This window comes from Pseudomarimonas salicorniae (assembly GCF_023156535.1).
GTDB classification, from domain to species: domain Bacteria; phylum Pseudomonadota; class Gammaproteobacteria; order Xanthomonadales; family Xanthomonadaceae; genus Pseudomarimonas; species Pseudomarimonas salicorniae.
The window spans coordinates 16,232-31,398 of the sequence record NZ_JALNMH010000002.1 but is presented as its reverse complement, the minus strand read 5'-3'; the positions used below and the strand labels follow the sequence as shown (position 1 = coordinate 31,398).

11 protein-coding genes are annotated in these 15,167 nt (G+C 69.9%); 7 read left to right on the top strand and 4 right to left on the bottom strand.

The window, feature by feature from the left end; translation table 11 throughout:
- Positions 1 to 86 precede the first annotated feature (86 nt).
- From petA to M0G41_RS02655, 5 genes are all read left to right on the top strand, one after another.
- On the top strand, positions 87 to 686 hold the full coding sequence (gene petA / locus M0G41_RS02675; protein ID WP_248204773.1) for a ubiquinol-cytochrome c reductase iron-sulfur subunit: 600 nt from the start codon (positions 87 to 89) through the stop codon (positions 684 to 686).
- A complete protein-coding gene (locus M0G41_RS02670; protein WP_248204772.1) occupies positions 686 to 1,927 on the top strand; it encodes a cytochrome b in 1,242 nt (413 codons plus the stop codon). Before petA ends, M0G41_RS02670 begins: the two co-directional genes overlap by 1 nt.
- Complete coding sequence (locus M0G41_RS02665; protein WP_248204771.1) at positions 1,920 to 2,654, top strand: cytochrome c1; 735 nt, start codon at positions 1,920 to 1,922, stop codon at positions 2,652 to 2,654. Before M0G41_RS02670 ends, M0G41_RS02665 begins: the two co-directional genes overlap by 8 nt.
- A gap of 68 nt (positions 2,655 to 2,722) precedes the next feature.
- The gene (locus tag M0G41_RS02660; RefSeq protein WP_248204770.1) at positions 2,723 to 3,358 is read left to right on the top strand and encodes a glutathione S-transferase N-terminal domain-containing protein; all 636 of its coding nucleotides are present in this window, start codon (positions 2,723 to 2,725) and stop codon (positions 3,356 to 3,358) included.
- Between the two features lie 20 nt (positions 3,359 to 3,378).
- Positions 3,379 to 3,777: a ClpXP protease specificity-enhancing factor gene (locus M0G41_RS02655; protein WP_248205575.1), complete on the top strand. Its 399-nt coding sequence runs from the start codon at positions 3,379 to 3,381 to the stop codon at positions 3,775 to 3,777.
- Here M0G41_RS02655 and M0G41_RS02650 read toward each other — a convergent pair.
- Positions 3,770 to 4,087 carry a DUF3301 domain-containing protein gene (locus tag M0G41_RS02650; RefSeq protein WP_248204769.1) on the bottom strand — a complete coding sequence of 106 codons (318 nt, stop codon included), beginning with the start codon at positions 4,085 to 4,087 and terminating at the stop codon, positions 3,770 to 3,772. The genes M0G41_RS02655 and M0G41_RS02650 overlap by 8 nt on opposite strands.
- Before the next feature lie 315 nt (positions 4,088 to 4,402).
- Here M0G41_RS02650 and M0G41_RS02645 point away from each other — a divergent pair, with 315 nt between their 5' ends.
- Entirely contained in the window at positions 4,403 to 6,877 is a 2,475-nt protein-coding gene (locus tag M0G41_RS02645; protein ID WP_248204768.1) for a bifunctional serine/threonine-protein kinase/formylglycine-generating enzyme family protein, read from the top strand.
- Positions 6,878 to 6,891: 14 nt separating this feature from the next.
- Positions 6,892 to 7,674: an FHA domain-containing protein gene (locus tag M0G41_RS02640; protein WP_248204767.1), complete on the top strand. Its 783-nt coding sequence runs from the start codon at positions 6,892 to 6,894 to the stop codon at positions 7,672 to 7,674.
- 139 nt (positions 7,675 to 7,813) lie between these two features.
- Here M0G41_RS02640 and M0G41_RS02635 read toward each other — a convergent pair whose 3' ends face one another.
- The 3 genes from M0G41_RS02635 to M0G41_RS18760 all read right to left on the bottom strand — a co-directional run bounded on the left by M0G41_RS02635 (position 7,814) and on the right by M0G41_RS18760 (position 15,130).
- Positions 7,814 to 10,888, bottom strand: a complete 3,075-nt coding sequence (locus M0G41_RS02635) for an efflux RND transporter permease subunit (protein WP_248204766.1) — start codon at positions 10,886 to 10,888, stop codon at positions 7,814 to 7,816.
- Between the two features lies 1 nt (position 10,889).
- Positions 10,890 to 11,921 carry an efflux RND transporter periplasmic adaptor subunit gene (locus M0G41_RS02630; protein ID WP_248204765.1) on the bottom strand — a complete coding sequence of 344 codons (1,032 nt, stop codon included), beginning with the start codon at positions 11,919 to 11,921 and terminating at the stop codon, positions 10,890 to 10,892.
- A gap of 116 nt (positions 11,922 to 12,037) precedes the next feature.
- Entirely contained in the window at positions 12,038 to 15,130 is a 3,093-nt protein-coding gene (locus M0G41_RS18760) for a diguanylate cyclase domain-containing protein (protein WP_248204764.1), read from the bottom strand.
- Positions 15,131 to 15,167: the final 37 nt, after the last annotated feature.

Below are 15,167 nucleotides of genomic sequence, written 5' to 3'. Positions count from 1 at the left end.
CGGACAGGCTGCCAGCCCCGGTCGCCGGGACCGGCCACGGGGCCTTGCCGCGCGGGATCGTCACAATACTGTCTGTGGAGAGCCGAATGGCTGACCAAGGTGTAAACCCAGGCCGCCGTCGTTTCCTGACCGCCACCACGGCTGTGGTGGGTGGTGCGGGAGCGATCGCCGCTGCTGTTCCTTTCATCGCCTCCTGGCAGCCCAGCGCCCGGGCCCAACAGGCCGGCGCCCCGGTGACCGTGGACATCAGCAAGCTGGAGCCCGGCCAACGCCTGATCGAGCAGTGGCGCGGTCAGCCGGTGTGGCTGATCCGCCGCACGCCGGAGCAGCTCGCCGCGCTGTCCGGCGAGGATGCCCGCCTGCGCGATCCGAATTCGGACAACCCCGAGCAGCAGCCGGAATACGCCAAGAACGAGTATCGCTCGATCAAGCCCGAGATCGCCGTGCTGGTCGGCACCTGCACCCACCTCGGCTGCTCGCCGCTGTTCCGTCCGGAACTCGAGCCCCAGCCCTTCGACTCGCAGTGGAAGGGCGGTTTCTACTGCCCCTGCCACAACTCGCGCTTCGACATGGCCGGGCGCGTGTACGAGGGCGTTCCGGCGCCGACCAACCTGCGCGTGCCGCCCTACCACTTCGAGGGCGACGGCCGCATCGTTATTGGCGTTGATCCCGAGGGAGCCGCCTGATGGCCAACATGATCGATCGCAGCGTGGCGACCGTCACCGACTGGGTGAACGCCCGGACCCCGGGGCTGGTGCCGTTCTACAAGAAGCACATGTCGGAGTACTACGCTCCGAAGAACTTCAACATCTGGTACTACTTCGGCTCGCTGGCCATCCTGGTGCTGGTCAACCAGATCGTCACCGGCATCTGGCTGACGATGAACTACAAGCCGTCGGCCGCCGAGGCCTTCGCCTCGGTCGAATACATCATGCGCGATGTCGACTACGGCTGGCTGATCCGCTACATGCATTCGACGGGCGCTTCGGCGTTCTTCATCGTCGTCTACCTGCACATGTTCCGTGGCCTGGTCTACGGCTCCTATCAGAAGCCCCGTGAGCTGGTCTGGATCATCGGCATGCTGATCTTCCTGACCCTGATGGCCGAGGCCTTCATGGGCTATGTGCTGCCGTGGGGCCAGATGAGCTACTGGGGCGCGCAGGTGATCATCAACCTGTTCGGCGCGGTGCCCTATGTCGGCGAGGCCCTGACCGAGTTCATCCGCGGTGACTACCTGGTCTCCGATGCGACCCTGAACCGCTTCTTCGCCCTGCACGTCATCGCCCTGCCGCTGGTCATCCTGCTGCTGGTCGTCCTGCACCTCGGCGCCCTGCACGAAGTCGGCTCGAACAATCCGGACGGCGTCGACATCAAGAAGAAGAAGGTCGACGGCAAGCCGGTCGACGGCATTCCGTTCCACCCGTACTACACGGTCAAGGACCTGTTCGGTGCCGGCTTCTTCCTGACCATCATGGCCTTCATCGTGTTCTACGCGCCGACCTTCGGCGACCTGTTCCTGGAATACGACAACTTCGTCCCGGCCGATCCGCTGGTCACTCCCGAGCACATCAAGCCGGTGTGGTACTTCACCCCGTACTACGCGATGCTTCGCGCGGTGCCGGACAAGTTCTTCGGCGTGGTGGTGATGGGCGGCGCGGTGCTGATCCTGTTCCTGCTGCCCTGGCTGGACAAGAGCCCGGTACGCTCGATCCGCTACCGCGGCTGGCTGTCCAAGCTGTTGCTCACCATCTTCGTCATCGCCTTCGTGGCGCTGGGCTGGCTCGGCCTGCAGTCGGGCAGCGAAACCCAGACCCTGATGGCGCGGATCTTTACCTTCTACTATTTCGCCTTCTTCATCCTCATGCCGATCTGGACCCGTATGGACGCGGTCAAGGCGGTGCCAGAGCGGGTGACCATGCATGACTAAGCGACTTGCCGCCTTCCTGCTCGCGCTGCTGCCGGGCCTTGCCTTCGCCGCAGGCGACGTCAAGCTGCTGGAGTCGAACGCCAGCGTGAACAACATCGCCTCGCTGCAGCGTGGCGCCGCGATGTACATGAGCTACTGCTCGGGTTGTCACGCGCTGGGCTTCCAGCGTTACTCCCGGATCGCCAAGGACCTCGAGCTCCCCGAAGAGCTGGTCATGGACAAGCTGGTCTTCACCGACGCCAAGATCGGCGACCACGTGAAGGTGGCCATGGATCCGGCGGACGGCCAGGCCTGGTTCGGCAAGACGCCGCCCGACCTGTCCCTGGTGGCGCGCAGCAAGCCGGGCGGTCCGGACTGGGTGTACACCTTCCTGAAGTCCTTCTACGTCGACGAGACCCGTCCGGCCGGCTGGAACAACACCGTGCTGCCCGGTTCGAGCATGCCGCACGTGCTGTGGGAGCTTCAGGGCAGCCAGCGTCCGATCTACCAGGAAGGGGCGGCCGAGGCCCTGCCGGTGATCGAGCGTCTGGAGATGGCCTCCCCGGGCTCGATGAGCGCCCAGGAATACGACGCCGCGATCCGCGACCTGACCAACTTCCTGACCTATGTCGGCGAGCCGGCGGCGATCAAGCGCACCTCGATGGGCGTCTGGGTTATCCTGTTTCTCGCGGCCTTCACCTTCCTTGCCTGGCTGTTGAAGCACGAGTACTGGCGGGACGTCCACTGAGGCCGGGTGGGACCGTGCCCCTGTCCGGGGGTGCGGTCCTCAGGTCATCCAGTCGATAGGGTCACGCCATGGTATCCAGCCCCCGGGTCCGCAATACGCTGACGCTGTTCTCCTCACTGGACTGCGTTGTCTGCCACAGGGTCCGACTGGTACTGGCCGCCAAAGGCGTCACCTACGATATGGTGGCGGTCGATCCGGCCAAGCCGCCGGACGAGTTGGTCGAGGTCAATCCGTATCATTCGGTGCCGACCCTGGTCGAGCGCGACCTGGTCCTGTACTCGGCCTCGGTGGTGTCCGAGTATCTTGACGAGCGCTATCCGCATCCGCCGCTGATGCCGGTCGACCCGCTGTCGCGGGCCCGTCTGCGCCTGTCTATGCTGCGCCTCGAGCACGACTGGGTTCCGCAGGTCCAGGCGATCCAGGCCGGCAACAAGACCCAGTCGGACGCCGCGCGGAAGAAGCTGCGCGAGCACCTGCTGGCCACCCTGCCGCTGTTCAAGGCCTCCAAGTTCTTCCTCAATACCGAGATGAGCCTCGCCGACTGTGCGGTGGCCCCGATCATCTGGCGCCTGCCCCAGCTCGGCGTGAGCCTGCCCAAGGATGCCAAGGCGATCGAGGACTACGGCGCGCGGATCTTCCGCAGCCCGGGCTTCGCCCGCAGCCTGACCGCCGAGGAACGCGCCTATCGGGACGGCGTCGCGTGAGTGAGGGCAACACCATCCAGATGACTTCCAACCGCCCCTATCTGGTGCGGGCGATGTACGAGTGGATCTCGGACAACGCACTGACCCCGTACCTGCTGGTCGACGCCGGCATCGAGGGAGTCCAGGTGCCCAGCCAGGCGGTCAAGGATGGCCGGGTGGTCCTCAACATTGCCGGGCGGGCGGTGGCACAGCTCGAGCTCGGCAACGACGAGATCCGCTTCATGGCGCGCTTTTCCGGCGTCAGCCAGTCGGTGCGTGTTCCGATGCCGGCGGTGCTGGCGATCTACGCCCAGGAAACCGGGCAGGGCATGATGCTGCCGCAGGGCGACGAGGACGAGGAGCCGCCGCGCACGCCGGCGCCCGACGACGACGATTCCGAGCCGCCGCCGCGGCGCAGCCACCTGCGGGTGGTCAAGTAGGCTCGTCCCCGGGCTGCGGCTCGCTGATCCAAAGCAGGTCCTTGCCGAGCAGCGAGAGCTCGCCGAGCTGACGATCGTGTCCCGCCGCTGAATAGGCGAACTGGTAGGTGCGCTCGAAGCGCATCCGCCCCTCTTCGTTGCGGCGTAGCCGGAAGCGACGCAGGGCCACGCTCTGGTCAAGCAGCTGGACATGCTGCCTCTGGCAGGCAGCGCGGGCATGCCCGCGGGCCACCTCGCTGGCGTCGCGCGCGGCGGACCAGAACAGCACGAAGGCGCCGATGAGGAGAAGGCAGATGAGCGTCGCGGTCATCCGCCAAGCATGCGGCAGCGTGGGTGAACGCGGCAAGCTCGCAGCGGGCGCGCTTTGCCGGCCGGACGCTCGCACTCGGCACGGCCCGCTCGCCCGGCGGCAGTGCGCAACCGGCCTGTTCGGCGTCCCGCACCGCCTGGGCCTCGGGGCAACGGGGTGTTCGGCTGCCTCCGGTTCGGGCCGATGCACAATGCACGAGTCCGGTGATCCTCGCTGCGACCTCGTGGAATCCACGGGCTAGGGCGTTTCCCGGGGCTGGCGTGAGCCTCGCGCAACCGGGCTAGAATGCCCGCAGAATCCGGCCGGGGGGCGTTGGTGATCGAGGTTCAGGGCTACACCATACTGGGGCAGATCGGAAAGGGCGGTATGGCCACCGTCTACCGGGCCCGCCAGGTGCTGCTCGACCGCGAAGTCGCCCTCAAGGTGATGTCGCCCCAGCTGGCGACCGATCCGATCTACGCCCAGCGCTTCCTGCAGGAAGCGCGCATGCTGGCCGCGCTCAACCACCCGAACATCGTCCAGGTGTTCGATATCGGCGAGACGCCGAGCGGGCTCAACTACTTCTCCATGCAGCTGCTCACCGGTGGCGACTTCGGCTCGCGGCTGGCCGACGGTATGTCGGAGGCGGAACTGGTCCGCGTCCTGGCCTCGGTGGCCCAGGCGCTCAGCTTCGCCCACGCGCGCGGTTACGTGCACCGTGACGTGACCCCCGCGAACATCCTCTTCGATTCCCACGACCAGCCGGTGCTGACCGATTTCGGCATCGCCCGGGCGCTGGCCAACACCTCGCGCATCACCAGCGCCGGGCTCTCGATCGGCACCAGCCAGTACATGAGCCCCGAACAGGCCCGAGGGGTCGAGGTGGACCACCGCTCGGACATCTACAGCCTTGGCGTGCTGACCTACGAAGCGGTGGTCGGGCATCCGCCCTTCGAGGGTGACGACGGGTTCGCCGTGGCCTTTTCCCACGTTCACGACCCGGTGCCGCGGCTGCCGCCGGAGGCGGCCCGCTGGCAGCCGCTGATCGACCGGGCCATGGCCAAGGATCCGGACGGGCGCTTTCCGGATTGCGCGGCCTTCATCGAGGCGCTGGCCGACACCGCCCCGGATGAGTTCAAGGACGCCGTCGGTCCGGTCGCTCCGGTCGTGGCGCCGCCTCCCGGCAAGCCCCGCGCACCGCGCGACGCCAGCGCCAGGGAGCGTGACGGCGCGGCGGGGGTCAAATCCGGGGAGCCGGCCGCGGCGCCGGCGCCAGCGGCTTCGGCGCCTGCTGCGTCCTCGTCCCCGGCGGCTGCCGGCCCGGCCGCCCGGTCTTCGGCCGGGTCTGGATCTCCGCCACGCCCGCAGCAGGACGAAGCGCTGCCGGCGCGCTGGATCCCCATCGCCCTCGCGGCGGGCGCCGTGGTCTGCGGGGTATTGCTGGCGCTCGGCATCTGGCAATGGATGGGCGGTGAGGAGTCTTCGGCCCCAGCAACTGCCTCCACCCGCGACGCTTCCGGCAAGGCGCCGACCAGCGCTGCGCCGGCGCCGGTACGTCCCGCGCCAGCTTCCCAGCCCGGCCCGGGCGGCATCGAAGAAGCCGAGCAGGTCGAGCTTATCGACCCCCTGGCCGCGGCCGAGCAGGGCGAGCCGATTCCCGAGCACACCGTGCAGGACCCGATCGCCCAGCTGCTGGCCATGGCGGCCGCCAATATCCGCGCCCAGCGTTACACGACGCCTCCGGTCACCAATGCGCTGGACCGCTACAAGCTGGCCCTGCTGATCGAGCCGGGCAATGCCGACGCCCAGCAGGGTATCGCCCGGGTCGCCTCGATCTACCTCGAGATCGCCAACGGCCTGGATCGCGACGCCGACCTGCAGGCCTGGCTGGACCACCTCGCCAAGGCCGAGCAGGTCGCCGCGGAGTCCCCTGCGGCGCGCGAGATCGCCGCCTCGGTGGCCTCGATGCGCAAGGCGTACCTGGACCAGCTGCTGGATCAGGCACGCGCGGCGATCTCCAACTGGGACCGCGAGGCGGCCCTGGCCGCCCTCGACCGGGCCGAGAAGGTCAGCCCCGGCGACGGCGCCATCGCCAGCAGCCGACGGATCGCGCAACGTGTCGGAACGGTGGGCTATGTGTTCCGCGACGGCCAGAACCTGCCCGAGATGGTGGTGGTCGGCCAGCGTCTTGCCCTGTCGCGCAGCGAGATCACCGTCGCCGAGTACAAGCGCTACTGGTCGGCCTCCGGAAAACGCCGCTTCGGCAGCTCGCTGCCGTCCTGCCGCAACCGCGAGGGCCCGACCCTGTTCTCCCGGCGGAATTTCGAGAATCCGGACATTCCGCAGGACGACAGCCACCCGGTGGTCTGCCTCAGCTACCCGATGGCCGAGCACTTCGCTGCCTGGGTCGCCGAGCGCAGCGGCAAGCCCTATCGCCTGCCGCGCGCCGATGAGCTGGCCGGGTTCGTCGATGACGCGATGGACTGCCGCAGCAATATCCGCGACCAGTCCTTCGCCCGCAGCTACTCCTCGCGCGGCGGCGCCAGCTGCGACGATGGCCACGCCGCCACGGCGCCGGTGCGGAGCTTCCCCGCCGTCGCCCCGGGCCTGTTCGACGTCAATGGCAATGTCAGCGAGTGGACCAGCGACTGCGCCGACAACCGCTGCAGCGACCGCATCGTCATCGGTCGCAGCTTCGAGCTTGAAAGCGGCCGCGCCTCGCGGCGTGGTTTCCCGGCCGACACTGCGTCCAATACCATAGGCCTTCGCCTGGCCCTGGAACTGCCGGCCCGCGGGTCCACCGCGCCCTGAATATCGAGGAACCGATGAAGCTGATCTTTCCCAACGGCGAACATGGCCAGGTCCTGCTGAGCGAAGGTGTCAACCGGATAGGCAGCGCCCCGGATGCGCAGGTCCGTCTGGACCGTGACGAGGTCGCCCCGGTGCACTGCGAGCTCCAGCTCTCGGGCACCATGGTCACGGTGCGCGTACCGGACCCCTCGCGGCCGGTGACCCTGAACGGCAAGCCGGTGCAGGGCGTGATGGCCGTGCGGGCCGGCGACGAGATCGGCGTCGCCGGCGTGGTCGGCAAGCTGGTCAGCGTCGAGCGCGCCGCGGGCCCCGCCGGCGCCAAGTTCGATCCCGAGAACGACGCCGGCGCGACCCGCATGCGCATGGCCGTGCCCAAGTTCGTCCTCAGGGGAGTCAGCGGGCCAGCCTTTGGCAAGACCTATCCGGTGCCGGCGCTCCAGGTCATCGGCCGCTCGGAAGAATGCAACATCTGCATTCCCGCAGAAGAGATCTCGCGACGCCACGCCCAGGTCAAGCCGACCGGTGATGGCCTCGCAGTGGAGGACCTCGGCTCGGCCAATGGCACGTTCATCAACGGCCAGAAGGTGCAGAACGGCGTGCTCAAGCCCGGTGACGAACTGCGCCTCGACACCATCCGCTTCCTGCTCGTTGCCCCCGGCATGGAAATCGCCGCGGCCACCAAGGCGCCACCGCCGGCGCCGGCGAAGAAATCCGGCGGGTCCGGAGTGGTGGTCGGCGTGGTCATCGCGGTGGTCGCCGCCGCGGCCGCGGCAGGCTGGTACTTCTTCCTGCGCTGAGGGGGGCCTCGCTGCGCTCGGCAGGGCTTAGGGGCTAGGGACCAGGGCTCAGGGTTCGGCCGCTTCGCGGCAACGGCGGCTGCGCCGCCTGCGCCTTCGCTTCGCTCGGTCAGGGCTCAGGGGCGGGGTTTGCTCGGCCCTACCGCCGCTGCTTCATGAACTGACGGTAGAGCACCGGTACGACGAACAGCGTCAGCACTGAAGAGAAGGCCAGGCCCCAGACGATGCTGGCGGCGACCGGGCCCCAGAGCAGGGAGCTGCCGCCGAGGCCGAAGGCCAGTGAGAACAGGCCGGCGATGGTGGTGCCGGTGGTCATCAGCACCGCGACCACGCGGCGCCGGGCCGCGTAGATGGTGGCGTGCAGGGTGCGCATGCCGGCCGCGCGGCGTTGGTTGGCGGCATCGATCAGAACGATGGCCGCATTGACCGCGATGCCGGTCAGCGCGATCACGCCGTACAGCGTGTAGAGCGACATCGGATTGCGCGAGATCAGCAGGCCGATGGTGACGCCGGTAAACGCCAGTGGCACCGTGACCAGGATCAGCAGTGGCTGGAAATAGCTGCGGAACTGCGCCGCCAGGATCAGGTAGATCAGGCCAAGGCCCAGCCCGAACAGCGGGCCCATCGCTGCCAGTGATTCGTTGATGTCATCCAGCTCGCCGCTGAAGTCGAGGTCGACGCCGGGGTAGTCGGCGCGCATGCCTTCCCAGGCTTCGCGCAGCATGCGGTTGGCGGTGACCGTGTCGACGCCGTCCTCGGCGAGGTCGGCCTCGAGGGTGATCGCGCGGCGCCAGTTCCAGTGCCGGACCAGGCCCGGGCTGTCGCGGACCTCGCTGCGGACCAGGGCGCCGAGCTGGGTGCTGCCGCCGCCGGGCAGGGCGACCGGGCGCTGCAGCACGTCGTCGATGCGCTGGGTCGCCTCCGGCCGCGCGCGAACCCGCAGCTCGGTCTTCTCGCCGCGGTGGCGCAGCTCGGCGACCACCTCGCCGTCCACGTGCAGGCGCACCAGCCGGGCGACCGCGCCGGGGTCGAGGCCAGCGCGACGGACGGCCTCGAGGTCCACCTCGAGGCCGTATTCGGGGCGGCCGGCGGTGTCGTTGTCGACCACGTCGCGGCTGCCGGGGATCTTCGCCACCTCGCGCTTCAGCGCCGCGGTCGCGGCGCGCAGCTCGTCGAAGTCGTTGCCGCGCACCTTGACGCTGATGGCCTTGGAGGCGGGCGGGCCGCCGGAGATCCGCAGGAAGGAGTTGCGCGAGATGCCCGGCGCATCCTCGATCGCCCGGCGCATCGACTCGATCACCTCGTCGACGCTGCGGTCCTCGTCGCCGGCGGGCGCCAGGGATACGGTGATCTGCCCGTAGTGGTCGCCGTAGACCGGCTCCATCTCGGTGAACTTGATCCCGGCCAGCGAGACCACCGAGCGGGCCTCCTCCGGCTCCAGGTGGGCGCGGACGATCTGCTCGACCTCGCCGGTGCGGGCGAGCGTCTGCTCGATCGAGGACGAGGCCGGCATGTCGACGTTGACGTAAAAGATGCGCAGCGGGTCGAAGGCAAAGAACTGCATGCGCACCGCGCCGGCAGCGACCGCGGCGAGGGCGCCGAGGAACAGCGCCAGGGCGATGCCGAGATAGCGCCGCGGCTGGCGCATGACGTGGATCAGTGCCCGCGTGTAGAGCACCCGCACGCGATGGGTGAAACGGGCGCGCCAGGCCTGCGAGCGCGAGGTGCGCAGGGCCCGCGGGCCGAGTGCGCTGACGTGGGCGGGCAGCATCCACATCGCCTCGATCAGGCTGACCGCAAGGCCGACGCTGACCACGAAGGGAATGACGAACATGAATTTGCCGACGATGCCGGGCAGCAGCATCAGCGGCAGGAAGGCGGCCATCGTCGTGGCCACCGCAGCCAGCACGGGCAGGCCGACCTCGCGCAGCGATTCCAGCGAGGCCTGCAGGGCCGGCATGCCGCGCTGCAGGCGGAAGTAGATCGCCTCGACCACCACCACGGCGTCGTCGACCAGCATGCCGAGCACGATGACGATTCCGAGCAGGACCGACACGTTGAGCGTGTTGCCGGTGGCCTGCAGCACCAGCAGGGCGCCGCAGATCGAGAACACCACGCCCAGCGCCACCATGGCCGCGATCCGCGAGCCGAGGAACACCCAGCACACCGCCATCACCAGCAGCAGGCCGATGGCCGCATTGCTCTGCATCACCCCCAGCGCCTCGCGGGTGGGGATGGTCTGGTCATCGGCCAGGCGCAGCTCGAGGCCCTGCACCGCCAGCACCGGATTGCGCCGCTCCAGGTAGTCGTCAATGCGCTCGACCAGTTCAAGCGTGTTGGTCCGGCTGACCTTGGTCACCGAGAACAGCACCGCGGCGCGGCCGTCGGTGGCGGCCAGCTCGCGCGGCCGCTCGTGGCCGCGGCCGACGCGGGCCAGGCTCTCCAGCGGCACGCTGCGGCCGTCGGGCAGGCGCACGCTGAAGCGGGCCAGTTCGCCGGCCTCGGGCGTGGTGCCGTCGACCCGGACCAGCCATTCATGCCCCTCGGTCTTCAGCTTGCCGGCGAACACGTCGCGGAACCAGCCGCGCAGCTGATCGGCGAGCAGGTCGGGATTCAGGCCGTGCGCGGCCAGCGCCTCCGGGTCGAAGTCGACCTGCAGCTCGGGCTCGTGGAAGCCCAGCGCCAGAACGCGGTCCACGCCAGCGATGCGCTCCAGGTCGTTCTGGATCTCGCGCGCCGCATAGCGCAGCGTTTCATCGCCGGCCTGCCCGGTGAGCAGGACCATGGCGGTGGGGAATCCGTTCGAGGTGGTGATTTCGAGCACCACCGGATCGATCGCCTGCTCGGGCAGCTCGGCGCTGGCGGTGTTCTGCACCTCGCGGCGCAGGTCGTTGACCCGCTTGTCGAAGACCCGCTCGGGCATGTCGCGGAAGCGGACCAGGATGTTCGACACGCCCTCGCGCGAGCTGCTGGCGATGAAGCGAACGTCCTGGACGTTGCGCAGCGAGTCTTCAAGCGGGTTGGTGACCCGGTCCTCGACGTCGGCGGCGCTGGCGCCGGGCAGGGCGGTCGAGATGTTGACCCAGTTGAAGTTGATCTCCGGGTCCTGTTCGCGCGGCATGGTGGCAAAGGCCAGCATGCCGAGCAGGATGACCACCGCGAAGCCGATGTTGGCCAGCGGGTGGTTGCGGATCATCGCCGCGAGCAGGTTCATCTCAGCGCTCCGCCAGGCTGACCGGGTCTCCGTCGCGCAGACGCTGCTGGCCCTCGGTTACCATCAGGGTCGTGGGCGGCAGGCCAATCTCTGCACTGCGCCCTGGCTCGGCATCGGGCAGGACCTCGAAGCGGGCGATGCCCTGCTCGACCCTGAACACGCCCAGGCGGCCGTCACGCTGAACAATGAGTTCCGCCGGAACGCTGGCCGTGCTGGCCTTCCAGCGCAGACTGCCGCTGCGGCCTGGCGCGGCCGCCGCATCGACAAAGCCCAGTCGGGCGGTGCGCGTGCGGCTGCTCGGGTCGACGGCCTCGGTCAGCCGCAGCAGACGCAGCGGCAGCCGCAGCCCCGGTGCCTCGAAGAAGGCCTCGCCGGCCGCTGCGAGGCTTGCGGCCTGGGCCTGCGGGACGCGCGCCTCGACCTCGTCCGAGCCCAACTGGACGAGGCGCAGCAGGGGCGTGCCGGGTGAGGCGAGGGCGCCGGCCTGGGCCATGCGCTCGACCACCTCGCCGTCGAAGGGCGCGAGGATACGGGTCTTCTCCAGGCTCCGTCGGGCCTGGGCGACGGCGCTGTCGGCGATCTCCAGATCGGCCCTGGCCGCCGCCTCCCCGGCCGACAGGGCGAGCAGCTCATCGGCGGAGACAAACTGCTTTCCGGCCAGCTCCTTGCCTCGGCTCAGACGCTGCCGGGCCAGCTCCAGCCCGGCGGCGGCGGCGGCGCGCTGGGCCTGGGCCTGGCGCAGCTGAAGCTCGGGATCGCGGCGGTCCAGCTCGATCAGCAGCTCGCCCGCCTGCACCTTCTGGCCGACCTCGACCCGGACCTCTCGGATCGGCAGGGCCAGTTCGCTGGCGAGCCGGCTGTCGTGGCGGGGCACCACCTCGGCCGGCGCGTTGAGGCTGCGCGGCGTGGCCACCTCGGAGAGCGGCTGGGCGCGGACCTTGACCGGTGTCGAGGCCGTGGTCTGGGCGAGGGCGGCAAGCGGGACGAGCAGGGCGACGGCCAGCGCCGCGCGGCGAAGCGTGTGGGCCAACATGCGATGGACTCGAAACTGGAAAGCCTGGGACGCCGCCGCTCAGATTCGATCCGGCCGGGCTTGGCATCGATCAGCCAAGTGAAACATGGCCGGGTGCGAATGGCGATGGCCCAAGGTCACGGCTCGGCGTGCCGGCCGCTGCGCAGGATCCGGACCGCGCCGGCCGGCAGCCGCTCGGGCTCGACGCCCGACAGCAGGTCCGACAGGTTCCGCGCATCCAGCGCCGGGCCGGCGCACCAGAGCTGCCAGGCCTGCTTGCCCTCGGCCTTGGCCCGGTACAGGGCGCGGTCGGCCAGGATGACGCTCTGCTCCCAGTCGCCGGCGTCCAGTGCCGGATCGAATGGCCAGGCGGCGATGCCGATCGAGGCGCCGACCTCGATGCTGCCGTGCTCGCGCAGGGGGACCGGTGCCGTGGCCTTGTCCAGCAGGCGGTCGAGCAGGGGGGCAAGGTCGGCCGCGGGGGCCACCTGCAGCACCAGCAGGAACTCCTCGCCACCCCAGCGGACCACTAGATCCTGGTCGCGGCACAGCTCCCGCAGCCGGCTGGCCACCGCGACCAGCACCTCGTCGCCGGCGCGATGGCCGAGGCTGTCGTTGATCTGCTTGAAGTCGTCAAGGTCGAGCAGGCAGAACAGCAGGCGCGGCCCGCCAGCGCGGGCTTCGACTAGCACGGCCTCCTGTCGCGACTCCAGCCACTCGTGCAGGTCGCGGCGGTTGGAGGCGCCGGTCAGCGGATCGGTGCGTCCGGCCCGGTCCAGCTGGGCATTGCTCTGGCGCAGCTGGCGATTGGCCGATTCGAGATCGGCGGTGCGCTGGGCGACCAGCCGGTTGAGCTGCTCCAGCCGCGCCTCCTTGGCCCGCGCCAGACGCCGGTGACGGCGCCACATCCACGCCAGCACGGCGCCGGCGGTCATCAGGTAGAGCAGCTGGGCGGGCAGCGAGGCCCAGGGGGGTGGATCGATCGACATGCGCTGGGTCACCGCCGGGCCGAAGCGTCCATCGCGACCGGCCGCCTGCATCTCGAGCCGATAGTCTCCATGACGCAGCCCGGCCAACAGCACCTCGCTGCGCGGCCGCACCGGCTCGATCCAGCCCACCCCGTCACCGTCTCCGTTCGGCCCGATCAGCCGGTAGCGCAGGCGGGCCGCGTCCGGAGCGCTGAAGTCGATGGCGACCAGGGTGGCAGCCAGAAGCCGCTGGTCCCAGGCAAAGCGCTGCGGGCCGCCGAGGGCGATCGCCTGCCAGTCCGGGTCGGAACCGCCGCGGATCCGGCTGTCGCGCCCGATGGCCTGCAGCTGGGCCAGCAGCGGCCGGGCCTGGCTCGAGGTGTCGGGCACGGCCAGCGGATCGATCACATCGAGGCCCTCGGTGCCGCCGAAGTACAGCCGCCCCTGGGCATCGCGGAAGCTGGCCCCGGCGTTGTACTCGGTGTTGGCAAGACCGTCGCTGGCGCCAAGCACCTCGACCCTGCGGCTGCCCGGATCGACCCGGTTCAGGCCCCGATTGGTGCTCAGCCACAGCCGGCCCTGCGGGTCCGGCTCGATCCGGTAGACCACGTTGTTGGACATGCCCTCGCGCAGGCCAAGATGCCAGGCCGATTCCTCGTCCAGCCGCAGGCGCTGCAGCCCGCCACCATGGGTGCCGGCGTAGACATGGGGTCCGGCCTCGTGCAGTGCCCAGACCGAGTCGGTGGTCAGTCGGCCATTGCCGCGATGCAGCCGGCGCAACCCGCCATCAGCCATCAGCACGAAGATGCCGCCCTCGTTGCTGCCGACCCAGAGGTGGCCATGGGTGTCGCGCAGGAGGACGGTGAGGAAGCCCCGCTTCAGCGGCTCGGGCACGCCGTCCTGGCTGCAGCGTTCGCCCTCCATCCAGCACAGGCCGTCACGGGTAGCGACCCACAGGCGCCGGTCGGCATACAGCAGGTCGCTGATCCGGCTGTCGACAAGGGACTCGACCTGTCGCGTCGCGCCCTCCGGGGCGAGATGCCAGAGACCGTCGAGCGTGCCGATCCACCAGCCGCCCTCAGCCGCCGGCAGGATGCGGCGGACCGAGCGCGCCCCGATCGCTTCGACCGGCTCCCAGTCCGGCGCCGCGGAACGGCGGCGGAGCAGGCCGTCGGCGGTGCCGACCAGGATGTCGGTCTCATCGCGCCAGACGGAATAGACCAGACGGCGCGGCCAGCCGGACAGGCCCGGCTGGCCCGGCGGGCCGGCGTCCAGCGCCGGCGACAGGGCCCCGGCGCGGAGCAGGCCGGAAGCATGGGTGCCGACCCAGAGCCCTCCCGAGGCAGGCTCGAACAAGCTGTTGATCCGGCTGCCCACAGGTTGGCTGGTGCGTAGCGGAACGGCCCGTGCGGCACGCGCCGTGGCCAGCCGCGACAGGCTGCCGTCCTCGAAGCCGATGACCAGGCCGCCGTCGCGCAGCGGCAACAGCGCGCTGGGCGGGGCCTCAGCGCCCAGCGTCCCTGTGGACCAGTGCTGGCGTTCCGAGCCGTCGGGCGTAAGACGCAGCAGGCCGTGACCGGGGCTTGCAATCCACAGGCCCTCGGGCGAGGCAGCCAGCGCCACGCAACGGGCCTGCTCGGGCAGCTCCGTGTCGATCCGAACGGCCGGCAGCGGGTCAAGGCGCCACAGGCCGCAGTCGCGGTCGAGGCCGTAGGGCAGGCCCGCGAGCACCGCGAGACCGGCGGCCTCGACGCCGCGGACCAGCGGCTCCAGCGCCGGCGGATCAAGCTGCAGGCGGTCGAAGCCGCGCGGCGTGCCGGCGATGGCGCCCGGGCCGTAGATGCGCAGCTGGCTGACCGTCGGGTGGGCCAGCCCGTCGCCGGTGGACAGCCGCCACATGCGAGCGCGCTGCAGATCGCGTACCTCGACCCCCTGGTCGTTGGTGCCGATCCAGAGCCGTTGCTGGGCATCCACGGCCAGCGCGTCGACGCTGCTGCTCGCAAGGCTGCTCGGCTCTCCTGGTTGGTGGCGGAAGACGTCGAACGACTGACCGTCAAACCGGGCCAGGCCCTCCTGGGTACCCACCCAGATCGGCCCCGCCGGCGCCAGGGCCATGCTGGTGACTGTCAGCTGCGGCAGGCCATCGCGCAGGGTGTAGCGCTGCAAGCCGAGATAGTCGCCCGCTGCGGCGGCGAGGGGCCATAGCGAGAACAAGGCTGGGATCGGCCACAGCAGGCCTTGGCGGCGGTGCGGTCCGGACACGGCTGGTCCCTCGGGCATGGCTGCCATCTTGCCCGAT

Coding starts and splice junctions, on each gene's coding strand:
- M0G41_RS02650 (WP_248204769.1), bottom strand. CDS start 4,087: ATGACCGCGACGCTCATCTGCCTTCTCCTCATCGGCGCCTTCGTGCTG.
- M0G41_RS02630 (WP_248204765.1), bottom strand. CDS start 11,921: ATGTTGGCCCACACGCTTCGCCGCGCGGCGCTGGCCGTCGCCCTGCTC.
- petA (WP_248204773.1), top strand. CDS start 87: ATGGCTGACCAAGGTGTAAACCCAGGCCGCCGTCGTTTCCTGACCGCC.
- M0G41_RS02655 (WP_248205575.1), top strand. CDS start 3,379: ATGACTTCCAACCGCCCCTATCTGGTGCGGGCGATGTACGAGTGGATC.
- M0G41_RS02670 (WP_248204772.1), top strand. CDS start 686: ATGGCCAACATGATCGATCGCAGCGTGGCGACCGTCACCGACTGGGTG.
- M0G41_RS02635 (WP_248204766.1), bottom strand. CDS start 10,888: ATGAACCTGCTCGCGGCGATGATCCGCAACCACCCGCTGGCCAACATC.
- M0G41_RS02660 (WP_248204770.1), top strand. CDS start 2,723: ATGGTATCCAGCCCCCGGGTCCGCAATACGCTGACGCTGTTCTCCTCA.
- M0G41_RS02665 (WP_248204771.1), top strand. CDS start 1,920: ATGACTAAGCGACTTGCCGCCTTCCTGCTCGCGCTGCTGCCGGGCCTT.
- M0G41_RS02640 (WP_248204767.1), top strand. CDS start 6,892: ATGAAGCTGATCTTTCCCAACGGCGAACATGGCCAGGTCCTGCTGAGC.